General features: G+C 64.0%; 15 protein-coding genes. 4 read left to right on the top strand and 11 right to left on the bottom strand.

Annotated elements, in window-relative coordinates:
* Positions 1-38 precede the first annotated feature (38 nt).
* The 9 genes from ACODSP_RS22005 to ACODSP_RS21965 all read right to left on the bottom strand — a co-directional run bounded on the left by ACODSP_RS22005 (position 39) and on the right by ACODSP_RS21965 (position 11,375).
* The gene (locus ACODSP_RS22005; RefSeq protein ID WP_488967686.1) at positions 39-1,616 is read right to left on the bottom strand and encodes an MFS transporter; all 1,578 of its coding nucleotides are present in this window, start codon (positions 1,614-1,616) and stop codon (positions 39-41) included.
* Positions 1,616-2,035 carry a DoxX family protein gene (locus ACODSP_RS22000; protein WP_488967685.1) on the bottom strand — a complete coding sequence of 140 codons (420 nt, stop codon included), beginning with the start codon at positions 2,033-2,035 and terminating at the stop codon, positions 1,616-1,618. Before ACODSP_RS22000 ends, ACODSP_RS22005 begins: the two co-directional genes overlap by 1 nt.
* A gap of 162 nt (positions 2,036-2,197) precedes the next feature.
* Positions 2,198-4,150 (bottom strand): amidohydrolase, encoded by a 1,953-nt coding sequence (locus ACODSP_RS21995; RefSeq protein ID WP_488967684.1) that lies wholly within the window; start codon positions 4,148-4,150, stop codon positions 2,198-2,200.
* Positions 4,147-4,395 (bottom strand): DUF1427 family protein, encoded by a 249-nt coding sequence (locus ACODSP_RS21990; RefSeq protein ID WP_488967683.1) that lies wholly within the window; start codon positions 4,393-4,395, stop codon positions 4,147-4,149. The genes ACODSP_RS21995 and ACODSP_RS21990 overlap by 4 nt, the downstream gene beginning before the upstream one ends.
* A 200-nt stretch (positions 4,396-4,595) precedes the next feature.
* A complete protein-coding gene (locus ACODSP_RS21985) occupies positions 4,596-5,252 on the bottom strand; it encodes a hydrolase (RefSeq protein ID WP_488967682.1) in 657 nt (218 codons plus the stop codon).
* Between the two features lie 334 nt (positions 5,253-5,586).
* Complete coding sequence (locus ACODSP_RS21980; protein WP_488967681.1) at positions 5,587-6,357, bottom strand: OmpA family protein; 771 nt, start codon at positions 6,355-6,357, stop codon at positions 5,587-5,589.
* A 1-nt stretch (position 6,358) separates the two neighbouring features.
* Complete coding sequence (locus tag ACODSP_RS21975; protein WP_488967680.1) at positions 6,359-7,828, bottom strand: hypothetical protein; 1,470 nt, start codon at positions 7,826-7,828, stop codon at positions 6,359-6,361.
* A gap of 15 nt (positions 7,829-7,843) precedes the next feature.
* The gene (locus ACODSP_RS21970; protein WP_488967679.1) at positions 7,844-9,967 is read right to left on the bottom strand and encodes a TonB-dependent receptor; all 2,124 of its coding nucleotides are present in this window, start codon (positions 9,965-9,967) and stop codon (positions 7,844-7,846) included.
* Positions 9,968-10,172: 205 nt separating this feature from the next.
* Positions 10,173-11,375, bottom strand: a complete 1,203-nt coding sequence (locus ACODSP_RS21965) for an MFS transporter (protein WP_488967678.1) — start codon at positions 11,373-11,375, stop codon at positions 10,173-10,175.
* A gap of 300 nt (positions 11,376-11,675) precedes the next feature.
* Between ACODSP_RS21965 and ACODSP_RS21960 the strand changes: the two genes are divergently transcribed.
* The 4 genes from ACODSP_RS21960 to ACODSP_RS21945 all read left to right on the top strand — a co-directional run bounded on the left by ACODSP_RS21960 (position 11,676) and on the right by ACODSP_RS21945 (position 16,123).
* Entirely contained in the window at positions 11,676-13,136 is a 1,461-nt protein-coding gene (locus ACODSP_RS21960; RefSeq protein WP_488967677.1) for an aldehyde dehydrogenase, read from the top strand.
* 24 nt (positions 13,137-13,160) lie between these two features.
* Positions 13,161-13,979, top strand: a complete 819-nt coding sequence (locus ACODSP_RS21955) for a p-hydroxycinnamoyl CoA hydratase/lyase (RefSeq protein ID WP_488967676.1) — start codon at positions 13,161-13,163, stop codon at positions 13,977-13,979.
* 83 nt (positions 13,980-14,062) lie between these two features.
* Positions 14,063-15,610, top strand: a complete 1,548-nt coding sequence (locus tag ACODSP_RS21950) for an AMP-binding protein (protein WP_488967675.1) — start codon at positions 14,063-14,065, stop codon at positions 15,608-15,610.
* A 48-nt stretch (positions 15,611-15,658) separates the two neighbouring features.
* Positions 15,659-16,123 carry a MarR family winged helix-turn-helix transcriptional regulator gene (locus tag ACODSP_RS21945; RefSeq protein ID WP_054166310.1) on the top strand — a complete coding sequence of 155 codons (465 nt, stop codon included), beginning with the start codon at positions 15,659-15,661 and terminating at the stop codon, positions 16,121-16,123.
* A gap of 3 nt (positions 16,124-16,126) precedes the next feature.
* On the opposite strand, the gene msrQ is transcribed toward ACODSP_RS21945, so the two are convergent.
* Together msrQ and msrP are read right to left on the bottom strand one after the other, a co-directional pair.
* On the bottom strand, positions 16,127-16,717 hold the full coding sequence (gene msrQ, locus ACODSP_RS21940) for a protein-methionine-sulfoxide reductase heme-binding subunit MsrQ (RefSeq protein WP_488967674.1): 591 nt from the start codon (positions 16,715-16,717) through the stop codon (positions 16,127-16,129).
* Positions 16,717-17,646 (bottom strand): protein-methionine-sulfoxide reductase catalytic subunit MsrP, encoded by a 930-nt coding sequence (gene msrP / locus ACODSP_RS21935; protein WP_488967673.1) that lies wholly within the window; start codon positions 17,644-17,646, stop codon positions 16,717-16,719. The genes msrQ and msrP overlap by 1 nt, the downstream gene beginning before the upstream one ends.
* Positions 17,647-17,741 lie beyond the last annotated feature (95 nt).

Raw genomic sequence — 17,741 nt, 5'->3', positions numbered from 1 at the left:
CTGAACCTTCCCACAATGGGAAGGTCAAGGGGGTTTTTTCATGGCGCGATGAGATGGCGGACCTGTGGTGGTTCGGTGCCAAGATGGAAGCCACGCATCGCGTCTTGATCCTCCCGGTCGGCATGGGTGACGCGTTCATGCTGACGCAGATGTTCCAGCCAGCTTTCCAGGACGAAGCTTTCGACCATGCGGCCCGGCTCGGCGGCATCCTCATACAGTGCCCAGCTGATGGCGCCGTCCCGGTGACGGATGCGGCGCAGGGTGCGCATGGCGCGAGTGAAGTCGGCCTTGCGGGCGGGGTCGATCAAATATTCCACCGTGATCATCACCGGTCCCCGGTCGGTCGGGCTGTCCACCGCCACGATGGGTGAGGGCCAGTGCGAGGAGGGGGCAATATTGCCGGCCATATCACCCTTGATCTGCCAGCGCAGGGCCAGACCCAGGGCCAGCACCATGCCGGATGCGGCAATCAGCAATGTGTCGGGAATGCCCAGAAGCCCGGCGGCAAAGCCCCAACCGGCACTGCCCGCCGCCATCGATCCCTGGAAGACCAGAAGATTGATGGCGAGCGCGCGGGCCTTCACCCAGCTGGGGGCCGCCGTCTGTGCCGCGACATTGAAGCTGGACAGCATGGTGATCCAGGCCATGCCGGCCAGGGCCATGCAGGAGGCCGCCTGCGCGAAACTATGGGCGAAGGCCAGGGCAGTGCTGACGGCGGCGAAAAGCAGGGTGGCGGCCACGGTCAGGCCATTGGCCGACAGCAGCTTGCGCACATGCGGCAGCAACACGGCCCCGACAATGGCACCCGCCCCCATGCTGCCCAGCAGCGCGCCATATTCGGCAGCCCCCAGGCCCAGTTCGCGGCGTGCGATGATCGGCACAAAGGCCCAGAGCGCACTGGCAAACACGAAGAACCCGACCGACCGGATCAGAACCGTGCGCAGGGCCGGGGAATGGCGGACATAGCGGGCGCCGGCCCGCAGAGCGCCGGTAAAATGCTCCGCCGGCAGGGTGGCAGGCTTCGCATCGCGCTTCCACGCGATCAGCACGATCCAGACACCCAGCACCGAAAGGGCGTTCAGCGCGAACACCGCCGCCGGCCCCGCCGCCGCGATGATGAAGCCGCCAAGCGCCGGGCCGATGGCGCGGGAGATATTGATACCCAGACTGTTCAGCGAGATCGCTTCCGGCAGGGCCGTTTTCGGTACCAGTTCCGGCACGATCGCCTGAAAGGCCGGGGCCGATAGGGCCGCCCCGGTGGCAAGCGCGAAGGTCAGGCCCAGCAGCAGGCCCGGCCCCGTCAGCCCCTGAAAGGTAGCCAGCGCCAGCAGCCCGGCGCAGATCAGCGCCCAGAACTGCGCGAGGATCAGCAGCCGGCGACGGTCGACAATATCGGCCAACGCCCCGCCGGGCAGGGCGAACAGGAACATGGGCAAGGTAGTAGCCGCCTGGACCAGGGCCACCATGATGGGCGCATCCGACAGGCCGGTCATCAGCCAGCCGGCCCCAGCATCATGCATCCAGGTGCCGACATTCGACACGATGGTGGCAATCCACAGCGCCCGAAACAGGGGCAGCCGCAAGGGGCTCTGCGTCGGGCTGTTGGTATCCGCCATCAGGATCGGCCTTTGCGATGGGTCAGGATGGCGGCCAGGATCAACCCGCCAACCAGCCCGACATGTTCCAGAAAGGTATTGCGCTCATGAAAGCGGACCATGGGATCGGCCACGGTCCAAAACGGATGGGCAATCAGGGTGGCCAGCGCCGTGAACACACCCAGCGCTCCTGCCCCGATCCAGGCAAAACGCCCCGTGATGAGCGCCGCCGACCCGCCCAACTGTACGATCAGGGTGGCGATCACCGTCACCCAGGCCGGCTCCAGCCCGAAATGCGCGGCCTCTGCCAGGGCACCGTCAATATCCAGCAGCTTGGCGATGCCGCTGCTCCAGAAGGGCAGGGTCAGCAGGACACGCCCGCCCAGGTTCAGGACGGGGCTTTCCAGCAAGATGGCAATGGGGGTGGGTGTGGTGCGCATGAGGGCTTTCACTCAACTTTCGTCATCCCGGCGGAAGCCGGGACCCAGGGCCACAGGATCAAGCGTTGGTGCTGCATCAATAAAGCTGCTGAAAGGGTCGGGCATGTGGCCCCTGGGTCCCGGCTTCCGCCGGGATGACGAATGAGGAGGGCATTGGTGAATTTACACCGCCCAGCAGCCGCAACCGAACGCCCCCCAGAACCCGGCCTCGTCCGCTGCCGGCACGGGGTTGGCATAGGAAGCCGCATGGTCATGGCCATGGACCGCGCAGGAGGAGGCACAACCGCAGAGCGATCCCATCTTTAGCAGCTTTCCATCCTTGTCCCGCGCCGGCTGCCAATAGCCACCGAAGGTGCGTACGGGCGACCAGTCGGGCATGGGCTTGGGCAGGTCGGGAGCCAGATTGCGGTAATCGCCGGCCCCATGCACCACCTTGCCGCCCAGCAGGGTCAGGACAGAGGTGATGTGGGGAATGTCGCTCTCCGCCACGCTGAAATAATCGTCCGACAGGACGATGAGGTCCGCCAACTGCCCGGCCTGCAGCTGCCCCTTCTTACCCTGCTCATTGGAGAACCAGGTATTGGCCTCCGTCCACAGGCGCAGGGCCGTCTCGCGGTCCAGCCGGTTGGCAAGCGGGTACAGGCTGGTACCACCAACGGTACGGCCCGTGACCAGCCAGGACAGCGACACCCAGGGGTTATAGCTGGCAACGCGGGTGGCATCGGTACCGGCCCCAACGGGGATACCCGCCGCCATCATCTTCGCGATGGGCGGCGTCGCCTCGGCGGCCTTGGCGCCATAGCGCTCGACGAAATATTCGCCCTGATAGGCCATGCGGTGCTGAACCGCGATACCACCGCCCAGCGCCGCGATACGGTCGATATTGCGCTGATCGATGGTCTCCGCATGGTCGAAGAACCAGTGCAGCCCGTCAAAGGGCACATCACGGTTCACCTTCTCGAACACGTCCAGCGCGCGGGTGATGGTCTCATTATAGGTGGCGTGCAGACGCCAGGGCCAGCGGTTCTCCACCAGCAGGCGGACGACCGGTTCCAGGTCACCTTCCATGTTGGGCGGCATTTCCGGCCGCTCCACCCGGAAATCCTCAAAATCGGCGGCGGAATAGACCAGCATCTCGCCGGCACCATTATGGCGGTAGGTGTCGTCCCCCTGCCCCGGCGTCACCTGTTTGGCCCAGCCGGAAAAATCGGCCAGTTCCTGCTTCGGCTTCTGCGTGAACAGGTTGTAGGAGATGCGCAGTGTCAACTCGCCATCGCCATGCAGCTTTTCGATGATGGCATAATCGTCGGGATAATTCTGGAAGCCACCGCCAGCATCAATGACGCCGGTGACGCCCAGCCGGTTCATTTCCCGCATGAAATGCCGGGTCGAATTCAGCTGATAGTCCTGCGGCAGCTTCGGACCCTTGGCCAGCGTCGCATAGAGGATGGTAGCGTTGGGCTTGGCCAGCAGCAAGCCAGTCGGCTCCCCATTGACGTCGCGTTGGATCTCACCGCCCGGCGGGTTGGGCGTGTCGCGGGTGTAGCCGACTGCGCGCAGGGCCGCCCGGTTCAGCAGGGCGCGGTCATAGAGATGCAGAATGAAAACCGGCGTATCGGGGGCCGCCTGGTTGATTTCATCCAGGGTGGGCAGGCGCTTTTCCACGAACTGATGTTCGGTGAAGCCGCCGACGATGCGCACCCATTGCGGCGGCGGCGTCACCTCGGCCTGTTTCTTCAGCATCGCCATGGCGTCGGCCAGGGTCGGCACCCCGTCCCACCGCAGCTCCATATTATAGTTCAGGCCGCCCCGGATGATATGCATATGGCTGTCGATCAGGCCGGGGATGACGCGGCGGCCCTTGACGTCGATGATGCTCGCATCCGGCGATGCCGCGGCCCGCACGTCTGCTTCCGTGCCCACGGCCAGGATACGCCCGTCGCGGATGGCAACCGCCTGGGCCTGCGGATTGGCGCGGTCCAGCGTGGTGACCTTGGCATTGGTCAGGATCAGGTCTTTGGTCGGCATGGCGGCGTTCCCCGGGTCGGCCAGAAAAGGTGTCATCAGCAGGGACGCAGCCCCGGCCATGGTGGTGCGGCGTGTCGGCCCGGTCATGCGTTCCGGTCCTGGTCGCCGGGCAGGCGGCCCATCACATGCTTGGCGCAATCGTCGCGCAGATAGGCGGTCACCGCCTCCCCCGCATAAAGGCGCTTAGCCAACGGTACGATCTGTTCCCCCAACAGAATGCCCAGAAGCCCGATCAGCGCAATGGTCGGCGGCGCCGGGGAGCGCACATTCAGCAGGCTGTAGATGACGCCGACCAGCAGGCCAGCCCCCAGCGACAGGAGATAGGGCTTCATGGGAATGGCTCCCGGTGGGTGGAGGAAAGAAAGTGCGGGATTACCCTCACCCTCCCAAGCCTTCCGGCTTGCCCCCCCCACTCTCCCACCTGAGTGGGCGAGGGGCGGAACTCTACCCTCGCCCGCTTGCGGGAGAGGGAGGGGCCCGTTGGCGCCAGCCAACGGGAGGGTGAGGGAACGAACAGTCGTCTTCGGGAAAATCAGTGCCCTTCAGACGCCCCGAACATGGTCTTGGCATAGATGATGCCCAGGCCATAGGCGCCGCCGAACTTCTTGGCGATACCGGTGGTCAGCTCGTAGGTCTCACCGCGCGCCCAGTCGCGCTGCAGCTCCAGCATGTACTGAAGCGAGGTCATGGGGCGCACGCCGGCCTGCACCATGCGCTCCACCGCCCGTTCATGCGCCTCGTCCGACACGTCGCCACAGGCGTCCGTGATGATATAGACCTCATAACCCTGGGCCAGGGCCGACAGGGTGGGGCCGACGATGCAGACCGAGGTCCACAGGCCGCAGAAAACCAGACGGTCCTTGCCGATCTTGTTCACCACCTCAATGACACCCGCATCCTCCCAGGTATTCATGGAGGTGCGGTCCAGCAGCTTTTCGCCGGGGAAAGCGTCGGTGATTTCGTTGAACATGGGGCCGGAGAAGCTCTTCTCCGCCACCGTCGTCAGGATGGTGGAAACGCCAAAGCCCTTGGCGGCATTGGCCACCAGGGCGGCATTGTTGCGCAGCTGCACCGCGTCGATGGACTTGGTGGCAAAAGCCATCTGCGACTGGAAGTCGATCATGATCAGGGTGTGATCAGCGGGCGACAGCAGCAGCGGACCGGGGGTCGGTGTGGCGACGATGGACATGGGGGCGTTCCTTCTGCCAGGGCACGGGACGGGTCTTGTGTTCAAGAACCCTGCCGTCCTGAATTCATGGAAAAGGCGGTATGGATGGCGACGGGTGTTTCCCGTTCAGCGCCAATCCTAACCACCAACACCCCGCCGTTGCTTGCGCGAAAGTCCGGCTTTTAGAACTTTTAACTTATACCAATCCGCCTTGAAGCTGACCGATGGTCAGCATCAAGGCAGCCCTCAAACGCCGGGCGCGCGCATCCGCGCGCTTGGCTTGCGGCGCACGAGCGCCGGGCCGCCAGTCGGCGGCCTCCAATCCACCGAAGGTCAAACCTTCGGCGGATTGGCATTACGGCACCACCTGGATATCAACCCGCCGACGCGATGTCTCCGTCAACCCGTCAAAGGCCGGGTCCGCCAGGGGGGCCGGGTTCTGTTTCCATTCAACACGCACCTTGTCCGCCGGCACGCCCAGGCTCACCAGCCAGAGCCGCGCCATCTCCGCCCGCGTCTTGCCGAGGGCCGCCGGCTCGGCAAGGCTTTGCCCTGAAACATGCACGGGCTCGGTCTCCGCATAGCCTGTGATGACGACATTGCCGCCCGATGCCTTGGCATAGGTGGCAGCCCTCACCAGCATCCAGTCGCTTTGCTGATAGACCACAAAATCGCGGCCGAAATCGAAGGGGATGGGGAACAGTTGGGCGGTGTAGGGCGGGGGCGGGGCTGGTTCTGGCGCGTAGAGCGGACGGATGTTGCGGGCCGGCAGAACGAAGCGCCGGCCCGGAAAGCCCTCCGCCGGGATCATCGCCCGCGTACAGGCCTGTGCGGGCAGGATCGATACCCGCACAGGTTCCAGCACCGTGGCACCGCAGGCATTGTCCTGCTTTTCCGCAATCCGCCCTTCGACCAGTACGGCCATGGACCAGTCGGGCTTGGTCGCCGACTGGGTGATATCGAAACGCCGGCCCGTCTCCCACTCCTCGGCCAGCCAGCAGCCGGATTTGCGGCCCGCGTCGGTGTCGCGATAGATAGGGCAAGAGATGAAGCGCACGGCGTCTGCCGCCTGCGCAACACTATTGAACGACAGAAGCGCCAGCAGCGCCGTCATGATCCGCCGCATGTCAGAGCGCCCCCATCAAATTGACCAGATCGCGCTTTTCCTGCTCCGTGTAGCCGATATTATAGCGCCGGTCGTAATAGTCGATCACGGCCCGCAGGTCAGGGGCGGAACCGCTGGCGAAATAGGGTGCCCTGCCCGTCAGGCCGCGCAGGGTCTGCAAGGTGATCTTGCCCACATCCTCACACCGACCCGTGGTCAGGGCGTATCCCGGATCGTGGGTATGGATGACGCGGCCATAATGCGGATGCGCCGGCCCCTTGCAGGTGAGGCGGAACAGGGGTAGATGCGGCTGCGGGTCGGCAAAGGGCATGGTGGTGGTGCCCAGATCGACCTGACCAGGGGCCACATCCATGCCCATCTGGCTCATATTATGGCAGAAGACGCAGGAATTGCGGACCGGATTGCCGAAACCGACGGGGGAGTTGATCCCGGCACTGTCAGTGATCAGGAACATCTTCTCCCGGAAGACACGCGCCCCACGGGCAACGGATTCCCGCCATGCCCGCTGTTCCGGCGTGATATCGGCATCGGCAGGGATTTTCTCCCACGCCGCAAACTCGCTCCATACCGCCGCACCCTGGCTGCCCAGGCGGCCAGGTTCAGACTTGGCCAGGGTTTCCGGGCCGCCACGGGCACCCATCGCGTCCAGATCGCCGCCGACGCGATCCCGCTGCCGGGCCACGAAGATACGATCCTCGAAATCACGGATGCGTTTGATATCGTCCGGGGTCAGTGCATCGAAGCCCAGATGGGAATGGGCGGCGTCGCGCATCTGCGCTTCCAGCGACAGGGCACGGCGGTCGGCCATCAGATTGCCGCTGACCATCTTTCCGGTTTCGGGATCAATGGGCAGGGGTTTGCCGACCTTGGGGTCGATCGCGAACCCCATGGCCAGGATATATTTGAAGTTCGCCACCGGACGGGGCCGGCGGAAGACGGAAACCTGCGGGTTGGGCGATGACAGGCCCCAGACCTTGGACGCATTGCATCCGGTCGGGTCGCGCACAACCTCCAGCGTGAAGTCGGGTTCGATCTTCTGCCCGTCATGATCGACGGGCGGCCAGGGCCGGGCGACACGGAACAGGCCGTGATCCAGCAGCAGGGAATGCGATGCCCGCTCCCCCTGCGCCAGATCAGGACAGTTGGCCCCGTCGATGGACGCGAAAAGCGGGTCCTTGCCAGCCGTCTCCTGCCACCGGATGCGGGCGGTTTCAGCCGACAGGCTCATCCCGTCCGATGGCTGGTGGCAGGTGACGCAGGCACGACCGTACTTGCCCTTGGGCTCGAAGAAGGGATGGCCCTTCGTTTCCATCGGCCCGCCATCCAGCAGCAGGCGGGTGACACCATCGGCGTCGGCATCATCATACTGTGCCGGAAAGGGCTTACCATCGCCGGGCGACCACCAAGTGGCCCCCGCCGGCAGGGTGAAGGCCGCCAGCAGGGCCAGGACGGAAACGAAGGACCGCTTCATAAAGACACCCTCGCCTTAGAACCGGTAGGTCAAGCGGCCGCCATACTGCCGGCGCGCGCCATAGATGATGCCGCCATCAGCAGAGGAAGAGTTCTGAAGCTGGCTGGCAATGTAGGTTTCGTCAAACAGGTTCGTTACGAACAGTTCCAGGCGGACGGCATCGGTGGGTTCAATGGACAGACGGGCATCAACCACATCGCGCGACGGCAGGGTGGTGACAAGGCTGGGGAACGGTGTCGCGTAGCTTTTGCCAACGTGGCTCCATTGCAGGCGCGGGGTGATGGCCGTTTCACCCGCCAGGATTTCATACTGGACCCCGGCATTGATGGTCCATTCCGGGGAGAAGGGCAGCGTGCTGCCCTTGGTCACCAGCTCATTGCGGTTGGCGACCGTGTTCTGCAGCGTCGTATCCTTGGCGAACTCGGCATCCAGATACCCGAGACCGGCATTGAAGCCCAACGCGCCGAACCGCCCCTCCAGCTCCAGCTCACCGCCCATCGACTTGCCGGCGGCAGCATTCTGGGTCAGCGGCAGGCCATTGGCCAGGCTGGCCAACTGCATGTCCTTATAGTCGGAATAGAACACCGACCCATTCAAACGCAGGCGGCGGTCCAGCAAGGTGGTCTTCCATCCCGCCTCGTAGACCAGATTGGTTTCCGGGCCAAAGGCCGGGCTGGAAGCCGGCAGGTTGCCGCCACCGGCCTTATACCCGCGCGAGAGGCTGGCATAGAGCATCGTGTCGTCGGTCGCGTGGTAGTTCGCCCCCACCTTGCCCGTCAGCTTGGTGGAGCTGAGCTTGCTGATGCCCGTGCCACCGGCGGAAACGATACGGTTATAGGTCTGGTCATCCCAGGAGTGGCGGGCGCCAACGATCAGTTCCCACTGCTCCGTCGCGAAATAGTTCGCCTGACCGAAAACCGACTGCGACTTGTTCGTCACCTTGGAGATGATGGTGGAAGTGGAGGAGACGAAATTGACGGTGTTGTTGTTGTCGCGCAGGACGGTGATGGGAATATCCTCGTCCATGCGGAAGGCACCGACCACCCAGGTCAGCGGCCCATCACCGGTGGAGAGTAGGTTCACCTCGTTGATCAGCGTCTCAATGGTGGTGTCGGTGTAACCGACGCGTCCGACATTGGATGCCGGCGGACGCGGGCGGGCCGTGGATGTGCGGTCGCCATCGGTCTGATCCGTCGTGCTGCCATCCTGCCAGGAGGTGAGCGCGCGCAGATCGACGCTGTCCGACAGGGCGAGTTTCAGCTCACCCGACAGACGATAACCTTCCTGCTTCAGGTAGGAGATAGCGTCTTCCTGGATGATATAGGGGTTGGTGCTGACAATATCGTTGCGACGCTTGACGGCGTTATTGTCGCTGTCGCTGTTGAAATATTCACCGCGCAAGTTGATGCGCAACGTCTCGGCGTCGTTGCGCAGGGCGATATTCAGGCGCGCACCCTCCAGATCGATATTGCCCGGATCGCTGGGGCTGGGTCCGATATTCTTGGAAAAGCTGTCGCGCTTGTCACGGACGGCGGCAACGCGCACGGCGACATTGTCACCCATCCCGACATTCAAGGCACCGGTGGTGCGATACCAGTCATAGGATGCGATGGTCTGATCGACAAAGCCCTTCACGACGCCGAATTCCGGGTCCGGGGTGCGCACATAGATGGCGCCACCCGTGGAATTCTGGCCCGTCAGCGTGCCCTGCGGCCCGCGCAGCACTTCCAGCGAGCCAATATCGTAGAAGGACTGGCTGATGAACTGTTCATGCGGGATAAGCTGTCCGTCGATATAATAGGCGACGCCGGGGCTGGAGCTGGGCGCCGTCTGCGCGATACCGACGCCACGGATATTCACATAGGTGGAACGGTTCACCTGATTGATGGCGATGGAGGGGGAGACCTGCTGGATATCGGCCAGATTGGCCACACCCTTGCGGATGATGTCCTCACCCGACAGGACGGTGGCGCTGATCGGCACGTCCTGCAGGCTCTGTGTCCGGCGTTCTGCCGTCACCACGATCTCTTCCAGAACAGGGGTGCTGTCGGCCTGGGCCAAAGCCGCCGGAACGATGGCGCTACCGGCCAGCAAAAGGGTAAGCAGACGCACTGCCGGGCGCGATGCCAGCTTCTTCATAGGGCTTCTCCCTTGGGGTGGCCCGGACGCGCAAGGCGAAGCGGGCTCTTGATTCGTTGAATTACGCAACGATACGATAGCACAACATGTAATGCAATATAACAAATTATAAGCACAACGAATTTTCAACGCGCTCCGTCCAGGCGCAAAAAAGGCCCGTGACACGGGGCGTCACGGGCCTGGACTCGTTACAAGGGATAATGATTTATCCGTTGTCTACATAACGGCCCCGAATGGTCATCACCGACGCTGACACGCCTGCGGCCAGCACGACCGGCACCATGGCCATGGCGACGCCCGCCGGTCCCCATCCCTGGCTCAGCAGATGACCTGCCACCAGCGGGCCGGCAATGGAGCCCAAACGACCAACCGCAATGGAGGCACCCGTGGCCAACCCACGGACGATGCCGGGATAATAGAGCGGGATGATGCCATAGAGCGAATATTGCGCGCCCAGCAGGAAGAAGCCCGCAAGCCCGGCCAGAACCAGCACCGGCACCAGATTCTCAGCCCCCGCCAGCCCAAACATGGCCAGCGCCAGGCAAGGATAGGCCGCGATGATGGGAATGCGCGGCCCCAGCCGGTCGACCAGAAAGCCGATTCCCAAGGCACCGACAATGCTGCCGGCATTGAAGGCAAAGGCAGCCCCTGCCCCACCAACACCGCCCAGCCCTTTGGCCGCAACCAGCGACGGCAGCCAGTTCAGCAGCAGATACAGCACCAGCAGCGTCATGCCGAAGGTGAACCAGGCCAGCAGGGTGATCAGCAACCGCCCCTCACCAAACAATGCCGTCGCGGCACTCGGACGCTCTGCCAGGGAAGCATGAACCACCCGGCTGTCAGGCATCAGCTTCCACATGGCGGGCAGCAGCAACAGGGGCAACACGCCGCCGGCCAGGAAGATGGAGTGCCAGCCATACTGCTCCAACAGACCCGCCGCGAACAGCGCGGCCAAGGCGCCGCCCGCCGGCATGCCGGAAAACATCAGGGTGATGGTACGGGTACGGCGTTCCGGTGGCGCGATTTCCAGGGCAACCGCCACAAGGCTGGGCATCGCCGCCCCCATGCCAGCACCTGCGAAAAACCGGAAGGCGCCAAGCGATACCGGACCGGCAGCGACCAGCGTGGCCAAGGTGAACAGGCCGAAAATGGCAACGCAGACCATCAGCAGGCCCTTGCGCCCCATCCGGTCGGCCAGCCAGCCGCCCGTGAAGGCGCCCAGAACCAGACCCGCCATGCCGGCCCCGAACACCACGCCGGCCTGTCCAGGCGTCAGGCCCAGTTGCGGGATAAGATACGGGGCGGCAACGCCAATGGCTTGAATATCAAAGCCTTCCAGCAGCGCGATCAGGAAGCAGAGAAGCAGGGTGATGCCGCCACGCGGCACGGATTGGGCGGGTGCGCCCATGGGTAACCTCCCGTCTATGCCCCTCGTGGCGGGGGCTTTGGCTATTCAGATGGCAACATAATACAGAATCTTGTTATTATGCATAATCATTTTATTGGACAAGGGTTGGCGTTGATGCTTTTAATCATGTCACGCATCCGCCCCTGTCTGTCCTGCTTATCAATGGCTTGAGTGTGGAGCGGAGAACACCCGACAGCGACCGAGCGCATTCCTTACGCACCCCCTCTTGCGTCGCTGCAAAATTCATTATACAACATAACTAATAACGGGCCGATGGCCCCATATGGGAGGAAATGGCGCATGAGCACGCAATTGGACGCCGCCCTGCTGATCGGCGGCAAGACCCGTCCGGCCGCCGAGGGCCGCAGCTTCACCCGTCTCAATCCCCAGACCGGGGAGGTCGCCAGCACCGCCGCCGCCGCCAGCATCGATGATGCACGCGAAGCCGCCGATGCCGCCGCCGCCGCCTTTCCCGCCTGGTCGGAAACCGGCCCCAATGCCCGCCGTGCCCTGCTGCTGAAGGCGTCTGAGGCCCTGACGGCCCGCATGCCGGACTTCATCGCCGCCATGGCCGCCGAAACCGGTGCCACCGCCGGCTGGGCCGGGTTCAACGTCACGCTGGCCGCCTCCATGCTGCGCGAAGCCGCTTCGATGACCACCCAGATTAATGGTGAGGTCATTCCGTCCGACAAGCCGGGCTGTATCGCCATGGCGATGCGCCAGCCCGTGGGCGTGATCCTGGGTATCGCGCCCTGGAATGCCCCGGTCATCCTGGGTGTGCGCGCTGTGGCCACGGCGCTGGCCTGCGGCAATGCCGTGATCCTGAAGGCGTCCGAACTGTGCCCCCGCACGCATGCCCTGATCGGGGCAGCCCTGGCCGATGCCGGCTTCCCGGCGGGCGTGGTCAATGTCGTGACCAACGCGCCGGAGGATGCCGGTGGCATCGTCGGCGCCCTGATCGACCATCCGGCGGTTCGCCGCATCAATTTCACCGGGTCCACCCGCGTGGGCCGCATCATCGCCGAACGCGCGGGCCGCAATCTGAAGCCGGTGCTGCTGGAACTGGGTGGCAAGGCGCCGTTCGTGGTGCTGGATGATGCCGACCTGGACGAAGCGGTGAAGGCCGCCGCCTTTGGTGCCTTCTTCAATTCTGGTCAGATCTGCATGTCCACCGAGCGCATCGTGGTGGACAACAAGGTGGCAGACGCGTTCGTTGAGAAGTTTGCGGCCAAGGCCGCCACCCTGGTTGCCGGCGACCCGCGTGAAGGCAAGACGCCGCTGGGTTCCGTGGTCGATCCGCATGCCGTGACCAGCATCCAGTCCCTGATCGACGACGCCGTGTCGAAGGGCGCCAAGCTTTATCAGCCGAACCCGACCAAGGGCACGCTGATGTCGGCGGCCATTCTGGACCATGTCACGCCAGCCATGCGCATCTATGCCGAGGAAAGCTTTGGCCCCGTCACCACCATCGTGCGGGTGGATGGGGAGGATGCGGCCATCCGCACCGCCAACGATACCGAATACGGCCTGTCCGCCTCCATCTTCACCCGCGATGCGGCCCGTGGCCTGCGTCTGGCCCGGCGTGTTCAGTCCGGCATCTGCCATGTCAACGGCGCCACCGTCCATGACGAGGCGCAGATGCCGTTCGGCGGCGTCAAGGACAGCGGCTATGGCCGGTTCGGCGGCAAGGCCGGCATCGATGCCTTCACCGAACTGCGCTGGATCACGCTGGAAACGCTGCCCGGCCATTTCCCGATCTGATGAATATCCCCATTCAGGATGAACATGATGAGCACCGCTGACACTGTCGCCTTTGATGTCGTGGACGGCATCGCCTGGGTGCGTTTCAACCGCCCGGAAAAGCGCAATTGCATGAGCCCGACCCTGAACCGCCGGATGATGGAGGTTCTGGACGAACTGGAATACCGCGAGGATGTGGGCGTCCTGGTCCTGTCGGGCGAGGGCACGGCCTGGTCCGCCGGCATGGACCTGAAGGAATATTTCCGCGAGACGGAGGCCAAGGGCCTGGGCGCCACGCGTCAGGCGCAACGGGAGAGCTATGGCTGGTGGCGGCGCCTGCGCTGGTATCAGAAGCCGACCATCGCCATGGTCAATGGCTGGTGCTTCGGCGGCGGCTACGGCCCGCTCTATTCCTGCGATCTGGCCATCGCGGCGGAAGAGGCAAAGTTCGGCCTGTCGGAGATCAATTGGGGTATCCTGCCCGGCGGCGGCGCCACCAAGGTGGTCGTTGACCTGATCCCGATGCGCGACGCCATGTACCACGCCATGACGGGTGAAGCCATCGACGGCAAGAAGGCCGCCGAATGGCGTCTGGTGAATGAGGCGGTGCCCCTGGCCCAGTTGAAGGACCGCGTGACCGAGGTTGCCAAGGTCCTGTTGGAAAAGAACCCGGTGGCACTGAAGGCCACCAAGGATGCGGTACGCCGGGTCAAGGAAATGACCTACGACAATGCCGAGGACTTCCTGGTCCGCGCGCAGGAAGCCGCCAATTCCTATGACAATGACGGCCGCAAGGAAGGCATCCGTCAGTTCATCGACGAGAAGAGCTACAAGCCCGGTCTTGGCGCGTACAAGCGCGGGTAATCTGATGAACGCTGCTTGTGCCGGGTCGCCCCCATAGAGGGGACCCGGCACCTGTCAGGTCGGTATTGTTTGAGGGCTGTTCCATGGTTACCCCCCATCTTCCCGCCCCCGATCCGCTGGCCTTTCAGGCGGCAGCGCAGCCGGACAAGATCGCCATGATCGATCTGGTCGGTGGGCGCCGGTTCACCTATGCCGGGCTGGATGCTGCCGTGAATCGTTGCTGCGCCTGGTTGTCGGCCCGGCTGGGTGATGCGGCGGGACAGCGTATTGCGGTTATCGGGCGCAATGACGCGGCCATGCCCGTGCTGCATCTGGCCGCCGCGCGCCTGGGCGCGATCTTCGCGCCCTTGAACTGGCGCCTGACGGTGCCGGAACTGGCGTTCCAGGTCGCGGATGCATCCCCGGCCCTGCTGCTGGCCGATGCGGAGTTCCTGGATACTGCCAAACTGGCGGCGGAAGGCTGCGCAGGCACGGAAATCCTGGAACTGTCACAGGCCGATGCGGCCTGGACCGCTATGGAGCCGGCGCGTCCGGCGGTGCCGCCATCTGTAGATCAGCCCTCCACCTTGCTGTACACGTCGGGCACATCGGGCCGGCCCAAGGGGGCGTTGCTGACTGAAAGCAACCTGTTCTTCACGAACATCAATTTCGGCCTGATGAACCGCCTGAATGCCGACAGCGTCGTGTTGTGCGACATGCCGCTGTTTCATGTCGTGGGGCTGGTCACCATGGTGCGAACCCCGCTGGCGCAGGGTGGAACGCTGCTGCTGTCGCGCGGGTTTGACCCGGCGGTGACCCTGTCCCGTCTGGCGGACCCCGATATGGGTGTCACACATTACATGTGCGTGCCGCAGATGGCGCAGACCCTGCGTCAGCATCCCGATTACAACCCCACACGGCTGAGCCGCCTGGTGGCGCTCTGCACCGGCGGCGCGCCCATGCCCGCCGCCCTGATCCAGCGGTTCAGCGAGGATGGCATCACCATCGCCGACGGCTATGGAATGAGCGAGGCAGGAACCGTTCTGGGCATGCCCATCACCAACCGCGCCCGTATCGTGACCAAGGCCGGTTCCGCCGGCATCCCCGGCCCCACCCTGCGTCTGCGTCTGGTCGATGATGAGGGACGGGATGTGCCGGATGGCGGTGTCGGGGAAATCTGGATCAATGGCCCCAACCTGTCGCCCGGCTACTGGAACCGTCCCGAACTGCCGACTCTGGCACAGCAGGGCGGCTGGCTGCGGACCGGCGATGCCGCACGGCGGGATGCCGACGGCTTCTACTATCTGGTGGACCGCAAGAAGGACATGTTCATCTCCGGCGGGGAGAATGTGTACCCGGCAGAGGTGGAGGCCGCCATCCTGGAACTGGACAGCGTGGCGGAGGCCGCCGTCATCGGCGTGCCGGATGAACGCTGGGGCGAAGTGGGCTGGGCCTATGTCGTGCCCCGCGCGGGGCACGCGGTGACGGCGGAACAGGTCCTGACGCACCTGGACGGGCGTTGTGCCCGTTACAAGCGGCCACAGCGTGTGTTCATCACCAGCAGCCTGCCGCGCACCGGATCGGGCAAGGTGCAGAAACATCTTCTGCGCCAACAGGCCGCGGACAGCACGAATCCCTCGAAATCCGCCTGACTTGGCGATAGTTTGCACCGGCAAATGCGCAAAGGTGGAGTGAGCGGTATGGATGAACGCGGCGGTATCGATCTTTCGGCCCTGCAGGGATCTGTTGGGTACAGGTTGCGGCGGGCCCAGATTGCGGCATTCACCCTGTTCACGCAGTTCATGTCGGAATTCGATATCCGCCCGACGCAGTTCGCCATCCTGACGGTGATCCGTGACAATCCCGGCCTCAGCCAGTCGCAGATCAGCGACGCGCTGGGCCTGAAGCGTGCCAATCTGGTGCCGCTGCTGGATGGGCTGGAGGGCCGTGGATTGCTGGTCCGCTCCCCCTCCCCCGCTGATCGGCGTTCCTATTGTCTGCACCTGACCGACCATGGCCAGGAACGGATGCGGGAAATCCAGGCCCGACACGATGCCTATGAGCAGGAACTGACCACGGCGCTGGGCGTTGCCGGACGCACCGCCCTTCTGGCCCTGCTGGACGGGTTCAAGATGGCGGGCGGTGACGGCGGGGATGAAGGCTAAGGGTCACGCCCGCCGCCAGATGCGCCAGCCCAGCAGGGCCACAACGATCGCCAGATAGACCAGCGGCTCCACCGGCCAGCTTTTTACCAGCATCACATAATGCACCGCCCCGGCCAGCACAGCCGGGTAAACCAGCCTGTGCAGCCGGTTCCAGTTGCGCCCCCCGACCCAGCGGATGGCGGCATTGAAACTGGTCGCCGCCAGCGGCAGCAGCAGGACAAAGCCCGCCATGCCGATGGTGATATAGGGGCGCTTGACGATATCGGCCCAGATGGCGGGCCAGTCCAACCCCTGATCCAGCAGCAGATAGACGGTCAGGTGCAGCACGACATACAGAAACGCAATCAGCCCGACTGCGCGCCGGTATTTCAGCAGCCCGATGCCTAATTCCCGGCGCAGCGGCGTGATGGCAAGCCCCAGGATCAGGAACCGCAGGGCCCATTCGCCCATGGCATGTTCCAGGGTCTTGGCCGGGTCGGCCCCCAGATCGCCATAGAATATCTGATAGATATAAAACAGGGCCGGCAGCAGCCCCGCCAGATAGACAGGCCAGGTCGGAAAACGCGGCTGAATGCGCAGATTGGCGATGGCCATCAATAGAATTTCCGCAAATCCATGCCAGTATAAAGGCTCGCCACCTGATCGGCATAGCCGTTGAACGGCAGGGTCGGGCGACGCTTGGCGAACAGCCCCCCGCCATCCCCGATCCGCCGCTCCGTCGCCTGGCTCCAGCGCGGATGGTCCACCTCGGGGTTCACGTTGGAATAGAAGCCATATTCCTGCGGCGCCTGGATGTTCCAGCTGGTGGCCGGCTGCTTGTCGGTCAGGCTGATGCGGACGATGGATTTGATGCCCTTGAAGCCGTATTTCCACGGCACGACAAGGCGCAGCGGCGCGCCGTTCTGTTTGGGCAGGCTCTCCCCATAAAGGCCGGTGGCCAGCAGGGTCAGGGGGTTCATCGCCTCATCCAGGCGCAACCCCTCCACATAGGGCCAGTCGAGGATCTTGAAGAAGCCACCCTGGCCCGACATTTCCGACGGGCGCACCAGGGTTTCGAAGGCCACGAACTTGGCGCCCGACTGCGGCTCGACCCGCTTCAAAAGGCTGGCCAGCGGAAAGCCGTTCCAAGGGATGACCATGGACCAGCCTTCGACACAGCGCATGCGGTAGATGCGCTCCTCAATCGTCACGCCTTTCAGCAGGTCATCCAGGTCATACTCGCCCGGCTTGCCCACCATGCCGTCGATCTTCACCTTCCACGGCTTCACGGTCAGGCGCCCGGCATTGCGGGCCGGGTCCGACTTGTCGGTGCCGAATTCGTAGAAGTTATTGTAGCTGGTGATGTCTTTCAGGCTGGTCGGCGCCTCATCCGTGCTGAACGGGCTTTTCACCGCGGCCTCTGCGGCACCCGCGCCTGCCAGCATCATCCCCCCGAACCCGGCCAGAAGGTGGCGGCGGTTCAGATACAGATCGCGCGGCGTTACCTCGCGCTCGCTCAGATCGGGGGCATGGCGCAGCAGCATCGGGGGCATTCCTCTGTCGGACACAGGTACTGATAGACAGATATGCCGCCGGGCCCAGTCTGAACAGTGCGCCCTGTCACTTGCTGCGTCAATTT

Source organism: Niveispirillum sp. FG156, from assembly GCF_057809555.1.
Note: the sequence above shows the minus strand (reverse complement) of the source record. Positions and strands in the feature narration are given on the sequence as shown.

What these genes read in the sequence shown, in the direction of transcription:
- ACODSP_RS22005 (WP_488967686.1), bottom strand. Translation starts at nt 1,616, where the DNA reads ATGGCGGATACCAACAGCCCGACGCAGAGCCCCTTGCGGCTGCCCCTG.
- ACODSP_RS22000 (WP_488967685.1), bottom strand. Translation starts at nt 2,035, where the DNA reads ATGCGCACCACACCCACCCCCATTGCCATCTTGCTGGAAAGCCCCGTC.
- ACODSP_RS21995 (WP_488967684.1), bottom strand. Translation starts at nt 4,150, where the DNA reads ATGACCGGGCCGACACGCCGCACCACCATGGCCGGGGCTGCGTCCCTG.
- ACODSP_RS21990 (WP_488967683.1), bottom strand. Translation starts at nt 4,395, where the DNA reads ATGAAGCCCTATCTCCTGTCGCTGGGGGCTGGCCTGCTGGTCGGCGTC.
- ACODSP_RS21985 (WP_488967682.1), bottom strand. Translation starts at nt 5,252, where the DNA reads ATGTCCATCGTCGCCACACCGACCCCCGGTCCGCTGCTGCTGTCGCCC.
- ACODSP_RS21980 (WP_488967681.1), bottom strand. Translation starts at nt 6,357, where the DNA reads ATGCGGCGGATCATGACGGCGCTGCTGGCGCTTCTGTCGTTCAATAGT.
- ACODSP_RS21975 (WP_488967680.1), bottom strand. Translation starts at nt 7,828, where the DNA reads ATGAAGCGGTCCTTCGTTTCCGTCCTGGCCCTGCTGGCGGCCTTCACC.
- ACODSP_RS21970 (WP_488967679.1), bottom strand. Translation starts at nt 9,967, where the DNA reads ATGAAGAAGCTGGCATCGCGCCCGGCAGTGCGTCTGCTTACCCTTTTG.
- ACODSP_RS21965 (WP_488967678.1), bottom strand. Translation starts at nt 11,375, where the DNA reads ATGGGCGCACCCGCCCAATCCGTGCCGCGTGGCGGCATCACCCTGCTT.
- ACODSP_RS21960 (WP_488967677.1), top strand. Translation starts at nt 11,676, where the DNA reads ATGAGCACGCAATTGGACGCCGCCCTGCTGATCGGCGGCAAGACCCGT.
- ACODSP_RS21955 (WP_488967676.1), top strand. Translation starts at nt 13,161, where the DNA reads ATGATGAGCACCGCTGACACTGTCGCCTTTGATGTCGTGGACGGCATC.
- ACODSP_RS21950 (WP_488967675.1), top strand. Translation starts at nt 14,063, where the DNA reads ATGGTTACCCCCCATCTTCCCGCCCCCGATCCGCTGGCCTTTCAGGCG.
- ACODSP_RS21945 (WP_054166310.1), top strand. Translation starts at nt 15,659, where the DNA reads ATGGATGAACGCGGCGGTATCGATCTTTCGGCCCTGCAGGGATCTGTT.
- msrQ (WP_488967674.1), bottom strand. Translation starts at nt 16,717, where the DNA reads ATGGCCATCGCCAATCTGCGCATTCAGCCGCGTTTTCCGACCTGGCCT.
- msrP (WP_488967673.1), bottom strand. Translation starts at nt 17,646, where the DNA reads ATGCTGCTGCGCCATGCCCCCGATCTGAGCGAGCGCGAGGTAACGCCG.